This is a genomic window from Blautia sp. JLR.GB0024, assembly GCF_037000545.1.
Classification (GTDB): Bacteria; Bacillota; Clostridia; order Lachnospirales; family Lachnospiraceae; genus Blautia; species Blautia celeris.
On sequence record NZ_JBANBF010000015.1, the window covers coordinates 42,989 to 57,596 of the forward strand.

Sequence of the window (14,608 nt, forward strand, 5' to 3'; positions counted from 1 at the left end):
AAAGCAAGAAAAAAATAATCTTTTTATACACGTAAAAACAGGAGGCACAGACAGATTTCTCTGTGTGCCTCCTGTATAAGATTGGCTGCCGCAGCCTTTATTTTTACTTTAAAGTAGCTCGGATCAGGCTGTTATGGTCTCCTTTTGCAAGTTCTTTTACCCTGTCAAAGTCCAAATGCATAGCCTCTGTGATGCGTTCTCCGTATTCCGGGTCTGCCCAGAAGCAGTGTACTGCATGGCGATACTTGATATTATCAGTCACCGGCGCAATATTTCTCGCCGTATTTTCTATCAGAAGGACCTTCTTGTCCTCCTCAAGGATACGCCACAGATCTCCGCCTGCCCGGAAGCAGTCATCCGTAGGATCATCCGTGGGATCATAGGCATACATAGCACCTGACAGATCAAGAGGCGGCTCCATGACCTCCGGCTGTGACGACCATACGCCTGCGCTGTTTGGTGAATAGGAAGGCGCCCTCCCGTAATTTCCATCCACACGCATAGCGCCGTCCCGGTGATAGTCGCTGACCTGGCATTTTGCCCTGTTTACCGGTATCTCATTGTAATTGACTCCCAGACGGTATCTGTGGGCATCTCCGTATACAAACAAGCGGCCCTGCAGAAACTTATCCGGTGAAAATCCAATGCCCGGCACTACATGGGCAGGTGTAAATGCTGCCTGTTCAACCTCCGCAAAATAATTTTCGGGGTTTCTGTTCAGTTCCAGCACCCCCACCTCTATCAGCGGATATTCTCTGTGTCTCCAAATTTTCGTAATATCAAACGGATTCTCATAATGGTTTCTCGCCTGTTCTTCTGTCATGATCTGCACATACATGGTCCACTTGGGATAATCGCCCCGCTCAATGGATTCAAAAAGGTCACGTCCATGGCTCTCCCGATCCATGCCGCATATTTTCTCTGCCTCCTCATCCGTCAGATTTTTAATTCCCTGCTGTGTGTGGAAATGGAATTTACACCAGAACCGTTCATTCTTTTCATTATAAAATGAATAGGTATGTTCACCATAGAAGTGCATGTTCCTGAAGGATGCCGGTATTCCCCGGTCTGACATTACAATGGTGGTCTGATGAAAGGTCTCAGGAAGCAGTGTCCAGAAATCCCAGTTGTTCTGGGCGGAACGCATGCCTGTCCTTGGGTCACGTTTTACAGCCCGGTTCAAATCCGGGAAATTATGTACATCACGAAGGAAAAATGTGGGCGTGTTATTTCCCACCAGGTCCCAGTTTCCCTCTTCCGTATAAAATTTTACAGCCACACCGCGGATATCACGCTCCGCATCCGCGGCCCCCCGCTCCCCGGCAACCGTGGAGAAACGGATAAAAAGCTCTGTCTCTGCACCGGGCTGCAGGACCTTCGCTTTTGTATATTGGGAAATATCATGGGTAACCGTAAGTTTTCCGTAGGCTCCCCATCCTTTGGCATGCATTCTGCGCTCCGGTATCACTTCACGGTCAAAATGCGCCAGTTTTTCCATCAGCCACACATCCTGCATGAGTACCGGGCCTCTCGGACCTGCTGTCAGGGAATGTTCATTTTCTGCCACAGGTGCACCGGCTTCATTCGTAAGTTTCCATTTGTTTTCTTCCATGCTTTAATCTCCTTTTCTTTCAGACACCTCCGTGACAAATGAGGTAACTCGTGCTCCATGAAAATATTCTTATTCTGCCGCCAGTTACTGCATGTTATTTATATATTTATAACATATATAAATTCATTTTTCTGTGACTATATCACATATCATCTTTTTTTAATCATATCATCATTCAGCACAATATACATCATTCTTCTAAAATTATTTTTGTTTTTATGCATTCTTTATATTTTCTTAAGAACTTACAAAAAAACCCGGAACAAATGAACATTCCGAGTCTTTTTGTAATACCCAGAGGCTATCTTCCTCTGTGCTTTTCCTTTCTTTTCTGCTGCCTTAAGGCAAATTTTCTCTGCTCCTCCTCTTCCCTTTTCTCTTTGGAAAGGGATCTGCGCATTTCCTTATCTTCCTCATGCTGGAGCTTCAGAGCCTGCTGGGATTTCGTGCCGATGCCCGTCTGGTTCATCTGCTTTTTTACCTGGCGCAGCATCCTTTTAGGATTTTTATGCTCTGTTCTTCTCACAGCTTCAGCAACAGCCGGACTGAAACTCAGACGATACCAGTTCTGACTGATAAATTCCTGTACCTCATACTCTTTTGGCTCCGGTCCGAATGTGATCTTACACACAGAACATCCTCTGCTGTCCGTTCTCTCACACAGGCCAATCCAAAAGGGGTCCTGAAAAAACACCTTCACTGTTATCGAAATCCTGTCCATAATCGTTCCTCCTTGAAATGTTTTTATGGACTGTGAGGGTTATCCATCCGAATACCACTGCACATGTCCTGCAAAGAAGGGACGACCTAAGGAGGAAGGTTACTTACAGACCGGAATATCTGCACATCCGGTCTGCGCCCGGACTACCTACCGGGTCTGTGTGGCCCTGCCACACGTTGTGTTTTTATCTTTGCATATATATTATAGCGCATTTGAGGAGAATGTTCTACCCTGCCAGCTGCCATCTTTCTGTTTTGTGATATGTAAAAAGGCTCCCGGGTCGATTTCCCCGGAAGCCCATCTCTTTATTTTCCCACAGCCCTTTTCATCTCTGCTGCCACTTTATTCCTCAGTCTGTAAAGATACTCCGCATCCTGCGGATAGTTCTCAAACGTGATCTTTCCTTCTACACCCTCATATATAATTTCCACTACCCTCTCCCTGCCAACTCTTTTTTCCAGTTCCTCCAAAGCACGCATATCGTCAAGTCCCTCCCGCTGTACCTCTGCCCGGATGGAAGACCATGGTTCCCCGTCCGCGCCGGGATACACCAGAAATGGGTCTCCGGATGGAAACGCAAAACCTGCATGCGTGTCAAAAAAGGGATCGATATGCTCTATGGAAAACATAGAATTATAAAAGTTATATCCCCAGTGCAAAAAACCCTCTATCCTATACAGATACATCAGCACACCCATAATCCGGTTTCTGGCACTTGGCATGGCAAAAAAGCGGTTTGGCACTTTATTATTCTGCGCACAGCAGTAATATACCCAGAGGTGCTCCACCCCGTGATCTATAAAAGCCTGGATATGGTCATTGGAGGGAATTGGATTTTCCACGATCCCTTTTTCATAGAACACGTAATCACTCAGGGCATCCATCACCTTCCACCCTTTCAACAGGTCCTCCACTGCTGCCTTAGCCTGTATATAACTGTCCAGATTCTCCCTTGACGGTTCGTCAGAGATATGAAAATAAACATGCTCTCTGTCAAACCCAAACGCTTCCAGATTCTCCTGAAGCGCCGGAAGAAAGGCTTCCAGAAATCTTCTGTATTCTCTGCTCACAGCCGGTACATGCCACCCGAATTTCTGTGTCTTAAGGCCATTCTCTGTGACATATATCTTCGGCGTCGCCTTTGCCCCCCACTGGGTGAAGAGATGGGCAATCTCAAGATTCTCAATCCCTGACCGTCTGCAGATATCACACCACCTTTTCAGCTTTGTAAAATCAAAAAGATAACCGTCCTCTTTCAATTCTGCCTCAACCAATTGAACCGTTGTGCGCTCTCCTCCAATCGCAGTGTCCAGGGGCGGTGTAAACACAGGCGTCAAGATCATATTGACCCCCAGCTCTCTCCCTGCAAGGGCAATCTGCTTTTCTATGACTTTCCAGTGCATTTCGCTGAATACTTCCGTCCGATAGAAATCTGCCAGGCAGTCAGCATGAAACCACTCTGTATGTATGAGAGACTGCGGTCTCCACTGCGCCTCCGCCACTTCCAGCTCAAAAGGAAACACCGCTCTTTCACATTCCATGTGTTCCGGCTTTTTAAGTGTACCATCTCCCATGTATACTTCCGGCAGCATGGTCAGCTCAACCGCCGCCTGATATACCCCGGCATCCAGCGTTTTTGTATCCGGAAAATCAATCCACAATGCCCGAAACTGCCCGGGCATTGGCGTGATAATATTCTCTTTTTTGGGTTTCAGCAGGTCCGGAAACAGCCCCGGCCGGGTTGTCAGATAATTCTCATCCGTAACCTCATAACAGGGAAAGGCGGATGGTACCAACTCCACATCACGGAAACGCGCGCTAGCCGGTATTCCTGTCACTTTACATTGAAAACGGTATTTATATGGAAGGTTCTCCCCACCGCATTTTCTCCTGTAGGCAATCTGTACCGCAGGCACTTCTCCTCTCAGAATTGAGATTCTGTGTGCCTCGCCCATTGCCTTTGGCTCAGTATCCGGAAATATTTTTTCCAGACTGCCGGTCAAATAAAATTCAAACTCTGGCATACTTCTCCTTTCAAAATGGCATTCGCATAATCAGAATGGTGTCCCGTCCAAATCGTACGGTGTGATCTGGTACACGTAATAATAATATCATTTCCCACAATTGATTGTCTACACCCCCTTGATTCTATTGGGTTTTATGCCTTTGTGACACCAATAAAACAGAATTTGACACCAATCTGACACCATTATCCCGTTATCGTTGAAAGTTCTATGACTTTGCCTTTTTGTTTTCTTCTGGCTTCGTAACGCTCATTAGCGATTTGCATGTCCATGTCATCCATTTTTTTCATTTCATTTTCTAGTAGTTCAATTTTGTCAATTTCCATTTGTGGTAAAACATGAGCGTATAAATCCATTGTCATCTGTAAAGTAGCGTGTCCCCAAATTTTTTGCAACACTTTAGGTTTCATGCCACTTTCTATACATCTTGTGGCGAATGTATGCCTAAAGCAATGTGGTGTGATACGTTCAAATTCATCAAAAATATCACGAACGGAATTAATCTCATCAATGATCCGGTCTATGGCATCAAGAAAAGTTTGTTCAATAACAGGTGTATTAAACTTTGTTGTAAACAAAAAATCTTTAAACGAGACTATGAAGAAAAGTCTCAAAATAGGAGCAACGGATCCTGACCGTTGCTCCACTATCCTTAACATATTCAAAACCTTTACAATACCCTAACTGTCCAACTATTCTTCCCTCTTTATTCCGTAAAACGAAATACAGGCGCTTTACTGCGAAACGGCAGCCCATACCCGCCTTTCGGCAGGAGCCATGCGTGTTCGTGTGTGATTGTGACTTTGTTTTCAATCTGTCCATCTGTAATGATGAGTATCGGCCCATCTTTTGGAAAATCAGGAGCATTTTCCAATAAGCTGATACCCGGCTGCAATATAGTCCCGCCTCTGCCTTTCACCTGGATCCGCCCGGCAATATCTTCTGGTGACAGATAACCGGCATCATAGGCAGCGGCATCGCAGAAGACTACTCTTGCGAAGGGAACATCATGAGCAGCCGAATAACTCGCGATCGATCCCAATGCCATCCCGATCTGTTTTGCGGACATAGAACCGGAAGTATCAACTACCACTCCGAAGGTACGGCTGTCAGTGGGAATATCATGCGTCTGATAACGCGGCCTCGGGATAGCAGGAGTGGATGCCTGGCGTCTGCTTGGTCTTGCATACGTGCGGTACTTTTCCAGAGGCGCAAAATATACCTGAAACCAGTTAGCCAGTTCCACATCCCACGGGATTGACGGCATGGATAATGCACGTATTTCTTCGATCAGACCTGCCGGGATAAATCCGCGGTTATGTTCTTCCTGATAAGTAAGACCTTGTTGGAGGGCACTCCTGCAGAATTCATCCAGATCCATAGAGGATGTATCACTGGGTTTAGCGCGGCTGCTTCCGATCATATCGCCTTTGCCGTATCCTCTGAAGGTGTTCAGCTTTGTATATTTTTTCATATCCCTTACGATCATGTCATAGACAGTCTCTGCAGATAGTCCATTTAAGGATTCATCATATAACAATCCATCCGCGGGCATGGAACCGATCTGCATATCATGCAGCCATCCATTGATGACAAAATCACAGGCAACATTCCAAAGGTAGGGATTCCGTCCCTGGCAGCGGCTATGATGCTGCAGTCCGGCATGGAGATACTCATGGGCCAGAATAAATTTCCATTCGTCTGTTGAAAAGTGCATGGTAGGATTCACGTACAGTTCCCCCAGGGATACGTCAATGGCGGCTATCTGTATTTCATTTTTCTGGCAGTAACGGTAATCTTCTATGATCTTAAAGTGTGCCGCAATCCCGCCCAGAAGGGGATAATGATCCACAAACCATTTTGCCGCAGTCATGGCATGGGAAGATGCTCCCGGGTCCAGGATCGTATGACCGCCGGCACTGCTGACTGCTTTTGATACAGACCGTGCTAACTCATAGGCAAAGGCCGCCGCAAATCCATTATATTCATTTTTACTTTTGTCATATGTAACAGGACGTTCCAGACCGACCATATCCATCTTTCCCAAGGAAGCCGTACTGTAAATGTTCTTCCTTGAAACAGGATCATTTTCTAATAAATACTGATATATTTTAATCTCTTCGTTCAACCCGCAGGGAAAATGTGCAAGAGGGTCGGCATGGATGGGCGAACTGAATTTGATATCATATAAAAATTTTGTCACATAGATATCACAGGCCATATTCCATAGCTCAGGGATGCATTCCACTTTCCTGATCTTAGTCCCGTCAGGCTGGATCATATCAAATCCAGGCATGTGCTCCGCATCAAAATGACCGAACGCCGGGTGGAGGATACAGTGAGCGATGGCGTATGCCCATCCTCTTGGCGGCAGATACTCCTTTTCATTTACATAAATCCTTTCTTGTGAATCAACGCAGCAATAAGAGCCTTTGCCTAAAAAGGGGCTTTTTATATATTGGATCCTGTAACTCAATGTGCCAAAGAGGGTATGATCTCTGATGATCCTGATACCGGCTTCTAAATTTTCAAGGTTTATTTCTTTTTGTGATCTTTTCTTTTTCTTCTTTGGATCAGACATTTATTATCACCTCGGTTCCGGCTATTTATCCACGATAAGTCTTGGCAGGTCTCTTATGATCTCGATCATGAACCATTCCGGAAGAACATTTCCTTCGTCAGCGGATACGACCATCTGAGCGATCTCATGGTTGAGCAGTGAGAGTTCTTTTATGAGCGCCTTTGCCCTGTGGACAAAATACTGTTTTTCTTTTCCCAAATTCTGCTTATTGGCTGGAAGCTCATGAAGCAGTTTTGCACGAAAAGACTGTGCAAGGAAATATAATACATCCCGTTCCTCCGGTTTAGAAGGCCATTTGGCTTCCCCTTTGATGATATCCATAAGAAGATGCTGATCTCCCAACTGTTTCGTATATGCAAGGAACATTCCCGCGTGGCTTGCTGAAATACATCCATAAGTGATCATGCGGAGCATATTTTCCGGTATTGCTTTTTTTCCTGCATCATATTCTTTTAACGCATCACTCAGCATGTGCCAGGAACGGGGTGTGGAATACGGTTCTTCCGTTTTAGGAGGTTCGGAAAACAAATGATCCGGTCTTTGAGCAAGGTAATCCGTTACCCAGGGATGGATCCCGTTTGTATACGCCCAGGTCAGCCATTGTGCGGGGTCCGCTTTTAACTGTACATGGAACATTCTGTTGATGAGTGCAGAAGACATCGTCTTCACAATGGCAGAGTCCTGTGTGCGGTTTCCGGCTCCGATCACAATGCTGCCTTCAGGAAGATGATATTCTCCAATGCTCTTTTCATGGATCAGGCTGTAAAATGCTTTCTGCACTTCTTGAGAGCAGGCATTTAGTTCATCCAGAAAAAGTACATAAGGTTCTTTTCTGGCGATCATTTTTGGAGGGAGAAAAGTGCTCACGTCATCCTGGATCTGTGGGATACCAATGATATCTTCCGGCGCAAGCTGGCTTCCCAGTAATGAAACACATGTAAGGCCTACTTCTTCAGCAAATTGTTGTACCAGAGCTGACTTGCCGATGCCGGGTGCGCCCCAGATAAAGACAGGCCTTACAGGTGCTATGTTTAATAATATCTCTAATAAGTCACTCTGCGTGACTGTGATCGGTAAATTCATAAATATGTCCTTTCCAAAGGAGTCATTCACATGTGGAAGAGGACTCCCTGTTACGCAGAAATTTTACTGCGCTGTGTTTCGTTGTATTGTTTCTTTTTGTTGACAGACCTGGCTCTTGCCCTCGGTTCATATTTCCCGCAATGCTGACAGTAGGTCTTATGGCAGGCCTCCCTGCCCTTTTTACACTGTCCTAAAGCAATATAATATTTGCATGGCATTTCTCTGTATTTTGCCATTCTTATCACCTCTTCTCTTGTCATTCACTGCCTGCTTTATAGCAGTACAATGGCCGGATCAGTTTCTCTATCCGTACCGTGTCTGTGACTCGTTCCGTGATCTCATCCATTCCCCTGTAAGCAAATGGCGCTTCGTCAAGCGTCCCTTTATCTATGCAGGTACAGTAAATACCTTTCATTTCGGATTTAAACTGTGAGACTGTGAAACGCTGCTTTACATCTTCCCTTTTCATAATGCGCCCTGCACCATGCGGTGCGGAGTGGTTCCAGTCTGCATTCCCCAGTCCTGTCCCTAAAAGGATCCCATCCCGCATATTGACAGGGATCACGACTTTCTCTCCACTCTTTGCGGACACTGCACCTTTTCTCAAGCTCCTTTCCCCGCCGGAGATGTCAATATAATTATGAACGGATGACCATGTTTCCAGCACCTTCCACTTCATTCCCTTGACCAGTTCATCCAGGATTGCTGCCCGGTTAAGCTCTGCAAACTGTACTGCCACTGACAAATCACCGATATATTCCTCCATAAGAGTGCCTTCCAGCCACGTCAGCTCATACGGAACCTGCAGCCCTCTTTCTTTCAGTCGTTCCTGTCCCGTCTTTAGATAGTGCTCTGTGATCTCCTGCCCCAGGTGCCGGCTGCCGGAATGGATGACAACGTAGAGGCTGCCCTTTTCGTCCTTGTCAAGTTCTATAAAATGGTTTCCGCCGCCCAGGGTTCCCAGACTATGGACCGCTTTCTTTTCATTTACATGATGCCTGCATCTCAATTCCCCGAGTGTGAGCATCTCGTGGAATCTATGAAGCTTTTTCCTGATATGGAATCCTGCAGGGACATTCTCCCGGATGACCTTATCCAGTCTTTGGAATTCCACCTTTTTTTGTTTCAGCCTGGCAATGGTGATACCGCATCCCATATCGATCCCAACAACACTGGGGAGCACCCTTTTTGCTATGGTAGATGTAAAACCAATGGTCCCTGCTTTTCCCGGATGTACATCCGGCATAACCCTGACCCGGCATTCTTTGAACGCTTCATTGTCACAAAGCATCTGTATCTGCGCCAGAGCATAGTCTTCTATTGTATCTGTGAATATTTTTGCAGAAGTATAGACTCCGCTTACTGTTTTCATAAAAATCCTTTCTCTTATGCTCCTTGTATTTAGGCATACAAAAAGCACCTCAAAACAGAGATGCCGGATGATCTTCTTTATGAAACACTGAAACAGAACCAGAAATATCAAATGATAGATGATATTTTAGATTTTTTGAATTATGCTTCAGAATCCGTCACAAGGACAATCCGCTCTCTGTAGTTTACTGTTGATATTGTTGTAGTTAAGTTTTTCTGTGTCATGGTTGTCCTCCTTTCTTATTTTCAAGTCAACTGGTTTCTAAGTGGCTGTACTTTGCCATAAACATAATATATCTGTCAGAATTGTTTCTGTCAATAGTATCTATAAAAAATTTTACAATTTTAGGCAAATATATAATAATTCAAATAAGGCTTTGAATAAAGTAGAAGCCCCAGCATGTGCCAGGGCTTATCCATATGAATATTTAGGTGTAAAAAAATATCAATCTACAAAGGTAATAACTCGGCAACCTTCCATCTCCCAGCATATATAATATTGCCTGATACAACACATTATTTTCTGTGTTTTCTGATTTCTTTTCCCTTGTCTGTATTATAACATACAAGAGTTCCAAAACATACCATTCAAAATAATACACATGCAGTGTATGTAATTGTCTGTGGACCATAATAGTAGTCCATATGGTTATCACGGCATACTTGGGTCACAAATAATCCATAAGCTTCCATGGAGGAACATGCCTTTCGCGGAAAACGGCATGGCCCCGGATAGGCGCAGTGCACGCATATCCTACATCCTCCTGCCCCAAGACAAAGAGCCTCTGGATAAACTGATTTGATTTTCTCTATAAACTTCAGAAAGCAGACCTTATGCTCCTCTTCCGTTTTCATATAAGCCTTGTAATCTATAGACCGGGATAAAATGCCCACTGTCTGAAGCAGGATTCCATACTCATATTGTTCCATCTGCCCCCCGCATTCCTCCAGAGTCCCGCATGCAGGCGGACAGGTCCAATTATGTCCGTACGCATGGCATTTATCTGACGAACAAGTCTCACGAACCCAATTTTCAGTTTTTAATGTTTTTGGATCCAGTGGGCCCGCATGGGAAAAACCAATCTCTTTTGCCAACCGAACCCAGTCCTCTACATTTCTTTTCTTATCAACCATAATACATTTCCGTGTACGTCTTTGGATCATGACAAGGAAGAATTCCTGCAAACTCCAGCTTTTTCACCTTTTCCAAAGACTGGTACCAAGCTGCAACATCTGGCGTGCCTCCTCCCGGTAGTTCCATATCCAGGTTTCTGTCACACATGATCCAATCACCTGGCAGCATATAGACACCCTTTTCAGTATCCACCAGTACAGACTGGCTTCCGATGGTATGCCCGGGTGTCATTATGACTCGAATACCTGGAAGTATTTCCACATCTCCATTTACAGCCTGAAAGCGCATAATCGAGTGCAGCCACTCTGGGCCATTGCTCTCCTCCATAAACCCATAAGATTTTCTTCCAATTTTCATAGGGTTGATAGCAGCTGCCATCTCCGCCGCCTGTGCAATCAATGTGGCATTTGGAAAACTGTTCGTATTCCATGCATGATCCCAATGAAGATGTGTATAGATGATCATGGATACTTCTGCCGGATCAACACCATGTTTCCGCACTTCCTCCACCATATCAATATCTTCATCCGGGGTTCGCAAGGGGTATCCCTTTTCTCTGACTTCTGAAAGACTTGGAGCTCCACTGTCTACCATAATCAACTTTCCCTTGGCGTCCTTCAGTAAAAATGCACCATATGCAAAAGAAACGTCTTCACCTACTGGCTGGCGATATACTACATCATGGATGTCCATAATTCTGGTCCCCTGATTAATCGGGTAAATTTTATAATTCATATTGTACTCCTTATCTGCTGCCGTAAACATCTACCATATATGTATCTGGATTATGGACCATCAAAATTTGGGCATTGTTCTCCTTTACATAATTCAGCACCTTATCTCTGGAGTGATACCATTCATCCAGGCTGGTAAAGTTTCCATTCATTCTTCCCTCTTCATATTGTTCAACTGTATAAAACAAATCTCCGCACATAATGTATTTTCCTGTTTCAGTATCGGCAATTACGGACATACTTCCTGGTGTATGTCCCGGCGTAAACATCACCTCTATACCATCGACCAGACCTTTTTTATCACCTTCTATTGTCTGTATCTGTCCCCATGCTTTTGCCCATGCAGGCAGTCCGGGAAGTTTAAATTTTTGATACGATTTGGCTTCAATGGGATTCGGTGTTACCGCATGCTGAAGCTCTATCTTTTGTACATACATCACTGCATTTGGAAACAGCTCCAGGTTAAAGCAATGATCCTGATGTAAATGTGTAAAGAAGATATGTTTTACTTTCTGTGGTTCCAACCCCTTTGCATCCATCACGCTCTTCAAGTTCGGTGCTCCATCGATTCTACGAAACGGATAATTATATTTTGTTATATCCTCCTGTGATGCAAGTCCGGTATCTACCATAACCAAATCCCCTGTCTCATTATCCTCCAGACAAAAACATCCATAAATAAACATCACTGGAGCACCCTTGTAATCCTTATAATAAAAAGCAGCAGCAGCCTCAGGCATGGGCTCACAAAGTGCAAGTGGATAAATTGTATATTTCTTCATATTCTTACCTCTTTCCTATTTAAAATACTTTTAATTAAATTATAAAAAGTATCTGCTGCATTGTCTAATTTGTTATATTTATCTGAATATCAAAGAGAGTTATATATGGTGATCAAATTTCCCACTGGACCATTTCTGAATCAGAAACTTAATCGTATTCTCCTCATCAATATTTTCCAACCGGGTCATAAGCCGTACTGCATCTCTTTCTTCCAGTCTGGACATCGCAAGACGTAGGAATTTTTCTTTAACCATCTGAGTGCTCATTGGATTTTTCGGTGAGCCGGGCGCCTCACTGCAGAAAACTTCACAGGTGCTTGTATCCGTAAACTCTATATATAATCTTGCCTGTTCATCTGTCATCTGTAAGTCCTGAACCAATTCTACTTCAAGTCCACCGTTTGCGTATTCACGCGGATAAAAATGTGTACCCAGTTCTCGATAAATATATTCAGGGGTCAGAACCGCCATTTGTATAAGATACTTCAGGGAAACCGCTGCCGCCTCAACAACCTGCGGATCCGGCTCTCTTCCCAGCAAATATACATCAGGGGAAACAAATGCTGTAAGCTTTGCAGGCTGTCTCCCACACTCTCTAATAATCCTGTTGAGTTGCTCACAACAATCAATCACCGCGAAGGCAATAAATCCATATTGATATGGTTTGCAGGATGTACTCTCACATACATATACTTCTCCCAGCCCTGCCAACGCTTCTTCCACATTTGGGGTATGCGCAAGCTGCCGGATCAAACCATTTTCCCCGGTTAATGCACTTGGGCTGCAGTTAAATCCATTTGCTGTCAATGCTGCAGCTGTATAACCAGATTCTGCAGCAATTGCATGTACTAACATTGCCGCATTTGATCCGTGGGTCCCCCTATTTCCGCATGCGCGTACAGCTGCCAAGGCTTGCGCCGTCTGCATCTGTTCCTTATTAAAACCAAACAAATAGCCACATGCTGAAGCCGCACCAATTCCTCCCGTGATGCCAGTCGGAAACCATCCCTTTTCAGCACCTGCCTTCTCCCCCAGCATACAGACTGCCATCCTGCATTCAACTTCCATTCCAACTTGAAACGCCTGTATTGCCTGTATGCCGCTTATCGGCATTCTTCTTGCCAAACCCAAGATTGCCGCTGCCACCGGACCTGCGGGATGCAGTGTTGTGCCATACTGGATATCATCATATGCCAAATCTGCCATAGACAACGCATCCACTGCCACACAGGAAGCAATGGACATCCGTTCTCTTCTCCCTATAGGATGATATCTTCCTGTTCCTCCGGCATCCTGATTGTAAAATCCCGCGAGTACATCTATGATATTCTTTTTTATTCCCCCCAATAAACATCCATAGATATTCAGAAACGCATCAATATAAAATCTCTTATGACCTTTTGATGGGACAGTAACCGCAAATTCTGCTATCCGTTCACCAAATAAAGTTAAGATATTCATTCTTCTTTTCCACTTTCATTGATATAACCAGCTACAATATACCGATAAATTTTTTCATACAACTTTCTCTGCTGCGGATATTGCTGAATCAGATGATTAACAAAATCCTCATATTGAAAGTGTAATTTTCTCTCTGCCATGAAGGACAGTACCGTCATATGTGTAAAGTCTGAATCCAGGATTGGATGGCTGACATACCCTTCCCCATACAATGATTCAAAACTATCCTCTGCACAAAACGCAATAAAATCGTCCAAATACTGATGTTTTTTTATTGCACTATAATAGTCCAGCATATTCATTTCCATCTGATAGTCCAGCATATAACCCTTTTCCCGACACAGACGATCACACAACTTCCTGAAATAATGCTGCCTGGACAAACCGAATAATTTTTCATGCTCCAAATCTTTCAGCATTAGACCACTCTTTTCAGATAACCTATGGTTCTGCGAAGTTACAAGTACAATATTTTCCCGATACAAGTTAATGTTGCCAATCGCGCGGCCCTCCAACGGCGGTGAGGTAATAACAAAATCCAACTGTCCGTTTTTCAGCATTTCTACCGTAGTCTCTGTGTCAGCACATACTGTTTCAATAGTGATTCCATCCGCTTGTAAAAAGTTATCCATAAACATTGTTGCGTAAAATAGTGAATTACCAAGGCATCCTAAACGAATACTGCGTTCCTCCACTTTCTGAAGACTCTTTTTCTTCTCCTCCAATTGGTCGAATGCATCTTTTACATGTTCAAAGTTCTCCAGCAGAGTCTCTCCCTCTGGTGTCAGGACCAGACGATTTTTCACCCGATAGAAAAGCGGCATACCTAACTCTTTTTCCATATTAGCCAATGACAAGCTGAGCGCCGGTTGTGAAATATACAGTTCCTTTGCTGCCCCACTTAGATTTGAATGCTTTACAATCATTAAAAAACGCTGAATCTGATTATAATCCATATGTCCCTTCTCTCCTATAACGATTTAAAAAATTTATTCCACTATTAAGGTTTTCTTTTTTTAATCATTTTACCACAGAAGTATACATGAATAATTAGTTTTTTAATATCTCTATAAATCTATCGCACTAGACACATTCTAATTTGTA

At 44.1% G+C, this 14,608-nt stretch carries 13 protein-coding genes; all 13 read right to left on the reverse strand.

The annotated features are described in order from the left end of the window. Positions 1–103 precede the first annotated feature (103 nt). Positions 104–1,612 (reverse strand): catalase, encoded by a 1,509-nt coding sequence (locus V8Q34_RS22980; RefSeq protein WP_033143771.1) that lies wholly within the window; start codon positions 1,610–1,612, stop codon positions 104–106. Positions 1,613–1,913: 301 nt separating this feature from the next. After that, a complete protein-coding gene (locus V8Q34_RS22985; RefSeq protein WP_335836414.1) occupies positions 1,914–2,333 on the reverse strand; it encodes a YjdF family protein in 420 nt (139 codons plus the stop codon). 305 nt (positions 2,334–2,638) lie between these two features. Continuing rightward, the gene (locus tag V8Q34_RS22990) at positions 2,639–4,357 is read right to left on the reverse strand and encodes a DUF4091 domain-containing protein (RefSeq protein ID WP_103733194.1); all 1,719 of its coding nucleotides are present in this window, start codon (positions 4,355–4,357) and stop codon (positions 2,639–2,641) included. 185 nt (positions 4,358–4,542) lie between these two features. Continuing rightward, the gene (locus V8Q34_RS22995) at positions 4,543–5,016 is read right to left on the reverse strand and encodes a site-specific integrase (protein WP_335836415.1); all 474 of its coding nucleotides are present in this window, start codon (positions 5,014–5,016) and stop codon (positions 4,543–4,545) included. A gap of 47 nt (positions 5,017–5,063) precedes the next feature. Then, the gene (locus V8Q34_RS23000; RefSeq protein ID WP_335836416.1) at positions 5,064–6,938 is read right to left on the reverse strand and encodes a vWA domain-containing protein; all 1,875 of its coding nucleotides are present in this window, start codon (positions 6,936–6,938) and stop codon (positions 5,064–5,066) included. 21 nt (positions 6,939–6,959) lie between these two features. Beyond that, positions 6,960–8,021, reverse strand: coding sequence for a MoxR family ATPase (locus V8Q34_RS23005; RefSeq protein ID WP_335836417.1), 1,062 nt, complete (start codon positions 8,019–8,021; stop codon positions 6,960–6,962). A gap of 50 nt (positions 8,022–8,071) precedes the next feature. Continuing rightward, on the reverse strand, positions 8,072–8,257 hold the full coding sequence (locus V8Q34_RS23010; protein WP_103733109.1) for a hypothetical protein: 186 nt from the start codon (positions 8,255–8,257) through the stop codon (positions 8,072–8,074). A 20-nt stretch (positions 8,258–8,277) separates the two neighbouring features. Further along, the gene (locus tag V8Q34_RS23015) at positions 8,278–9,393 is read right to left on the reverse strand and encodes an RtcB family protein (RefSeq protein WP_335836418.1); all 1,116 of its coding nucleotides are present in this window, start codon (positions 9,391–9,393) and stop codon (positions 8,278–8,280) included. Positions 9,394–9,980: 587 nt separating this feature from the next. Beyond that, positions 9,981–10,526: a DUF2284 domain-containing protein gene (locus tag V8Q34_RS23020; RefSeq protein WP_103732968.1), complete on the reverse strand. Its 546-nt coding sequence runs from the start codon at positions 10,524–10,526 to the stop codon at positions 9,981–9,983. Continuing rightward, the gene (locus V8Q34_RS23025) at positions 10,519–11,262 is read right to left on the reverse strand and encodes an N-acyl homoserine lactonase family protein (protein WP_335836419.1); all 744 of its coding nucleotides are present in this window, start codon (positions 11,260–11,262) and stop codon (positions 10,519–10,521) included. The genes V8Q34_RS23020 and V8Q34_RS23025 overlap by 8 nt, the downstream gene beginning before the upstream one ends. Before the next feature lie 10 nt (positions 11,263–11,272). Continuing rightward, positions 11,273–12,043, reverse strand: coding sequence for an N-acyl homoserine lactonase family protein (locus V8Q34_RS23030; RefSeq protein ID WP_103732970.1), 771 nt, complete (start codon positions 12,041–12,043; stop codon positions 11,273–11,275). A 99-nt stretch (positions 12,044–12,142) separates the two neighbouring features. After that, positions 12,143–13,504 (reverse strand): MmgE/PrpD family protein, encoded by a 1,362-nt coding sequence (locus V8Q34_RS23035; protein WP_103732971.1) that lies wholly within the window; start codon positions 13,502–13,504, stop codon positions 12,143–12,145. After that, positions 13,501–14,460, reverse strand: a complete 960-nt coding sequence (locus V8Q34_RS23040) for a LysR family transcriptional regulator (RefSeq protein ID WP_054353315.1) — start codon at positions 14,458–14,460, stop codon at positions 13,501–13,503. Before V8Q34_RS23040 ends, V8Q34_RS23035 begins: the two co-directional genes overlap by 4 nt. Positions 14,461–14,608: the final 148 nt, after the last annotated feature.

What these genes read in the sequence shown, in the direction of transcription:
- V8Q34_RS22980 (WP_033143771.1), bottom strand. Translation starts at nt 1,612, where the DNA reads ATGGAAGAAAACAAATGGAAACTTACGAATGAAGCCGGTGCACCTGTG.
- V8Q34_RS22985 (WP_335836414.1), bottom strand. Translation starts at nt 2,333, where the DNA reads ATGGACAGGATTTCGATAACAGTGAAGGTGTTTTTTCAGGACCCCTTT.
- V8Q34_RS22990 (WP_103733194.1), bottom strand. Translation starts at nt 4,357, where the DNA reads ATGCCAGAGTTTGAATTTTATTTGACCGGCAGTCTGGAAAAAATATTT.
- V8Q34_RS22995 (WP_335836415.1), bottom strand. Translation starts at nt 5,016, where the DNA reads ATGTTAAGGATAGTGGAGCAACGGTCAGGATCCGTTGCTCCTATTTTG.
- V8Q34_RS23000 (WP_335836416.1), bottom strand. Translation starts at nt 6,938, where the DNA reads ATGTCTGATCCAAAGAAGAAAAAGAAAAGATCACAAAAAGAAATAAAC.
- V8Q34_RS23005 (WP_335836417.1), bottom strand. Translation starts at nt 8,021, where the DNA reads ATGAATTTACCGATCACAGTCACGCAGAGTGACTTATTAGAGATATTA.
- V8Q34_RS23010 (WP_103733109.1), bottom strand. Translation starts at nt 8,257, where the DNA reads ATGGCAAAATACAGAGAAATGCCATGCAAATATTATATTGCTTTAGGA.
- V8Q34_RS23015 (WP_335836418.1), bottom strand. Translation starts at nt 9,393, where the DNA reads ATGAAAACAGTAAGCGGAGTCTATACTTCTGCAAAAATATTCACAGAT.
- V8Q34_RS23020 (WP_103732968.1), bottom strand. Translation starts at nt 10,526, where the DNA reads ATGGTTGATAAGAAAAGAAATGTAGAGGACTGGGTTCGGTTGGCAAAA.
- V8Q34_RS23025 (WP_335836419.1), bottom strand. Translation starts at nt 11,262, where the DNA reads ATGAATTATAAAATTTACCCGATTAATCAGGGGACCAGAATTATGGAC.
- V8Q34_RS23030 (WP_103732970.1), bottom strand. Translation starts at nt 12,043, where the DNA reads ATGAAGAAATATACAATTTATCCACTTGCACTTTGTGAGCCCATGCCT.
- V8Q34_RS23035 (WP_103732971.1), bottom strand. Translation starts at nt 13,504, where the DNA reads ATGAATATCTTAACTTTATTTGGTGAACGGATAGCAGAATTTGCGGTT.
- V8Q34_RS23040 (WP_054353315.1), bottom strand. Translation starts at nt 14,460, where the DNA reads ATGGATTATAATCAGATTCAGCGTTTTTTAATGATTGTAAAGCATTCA.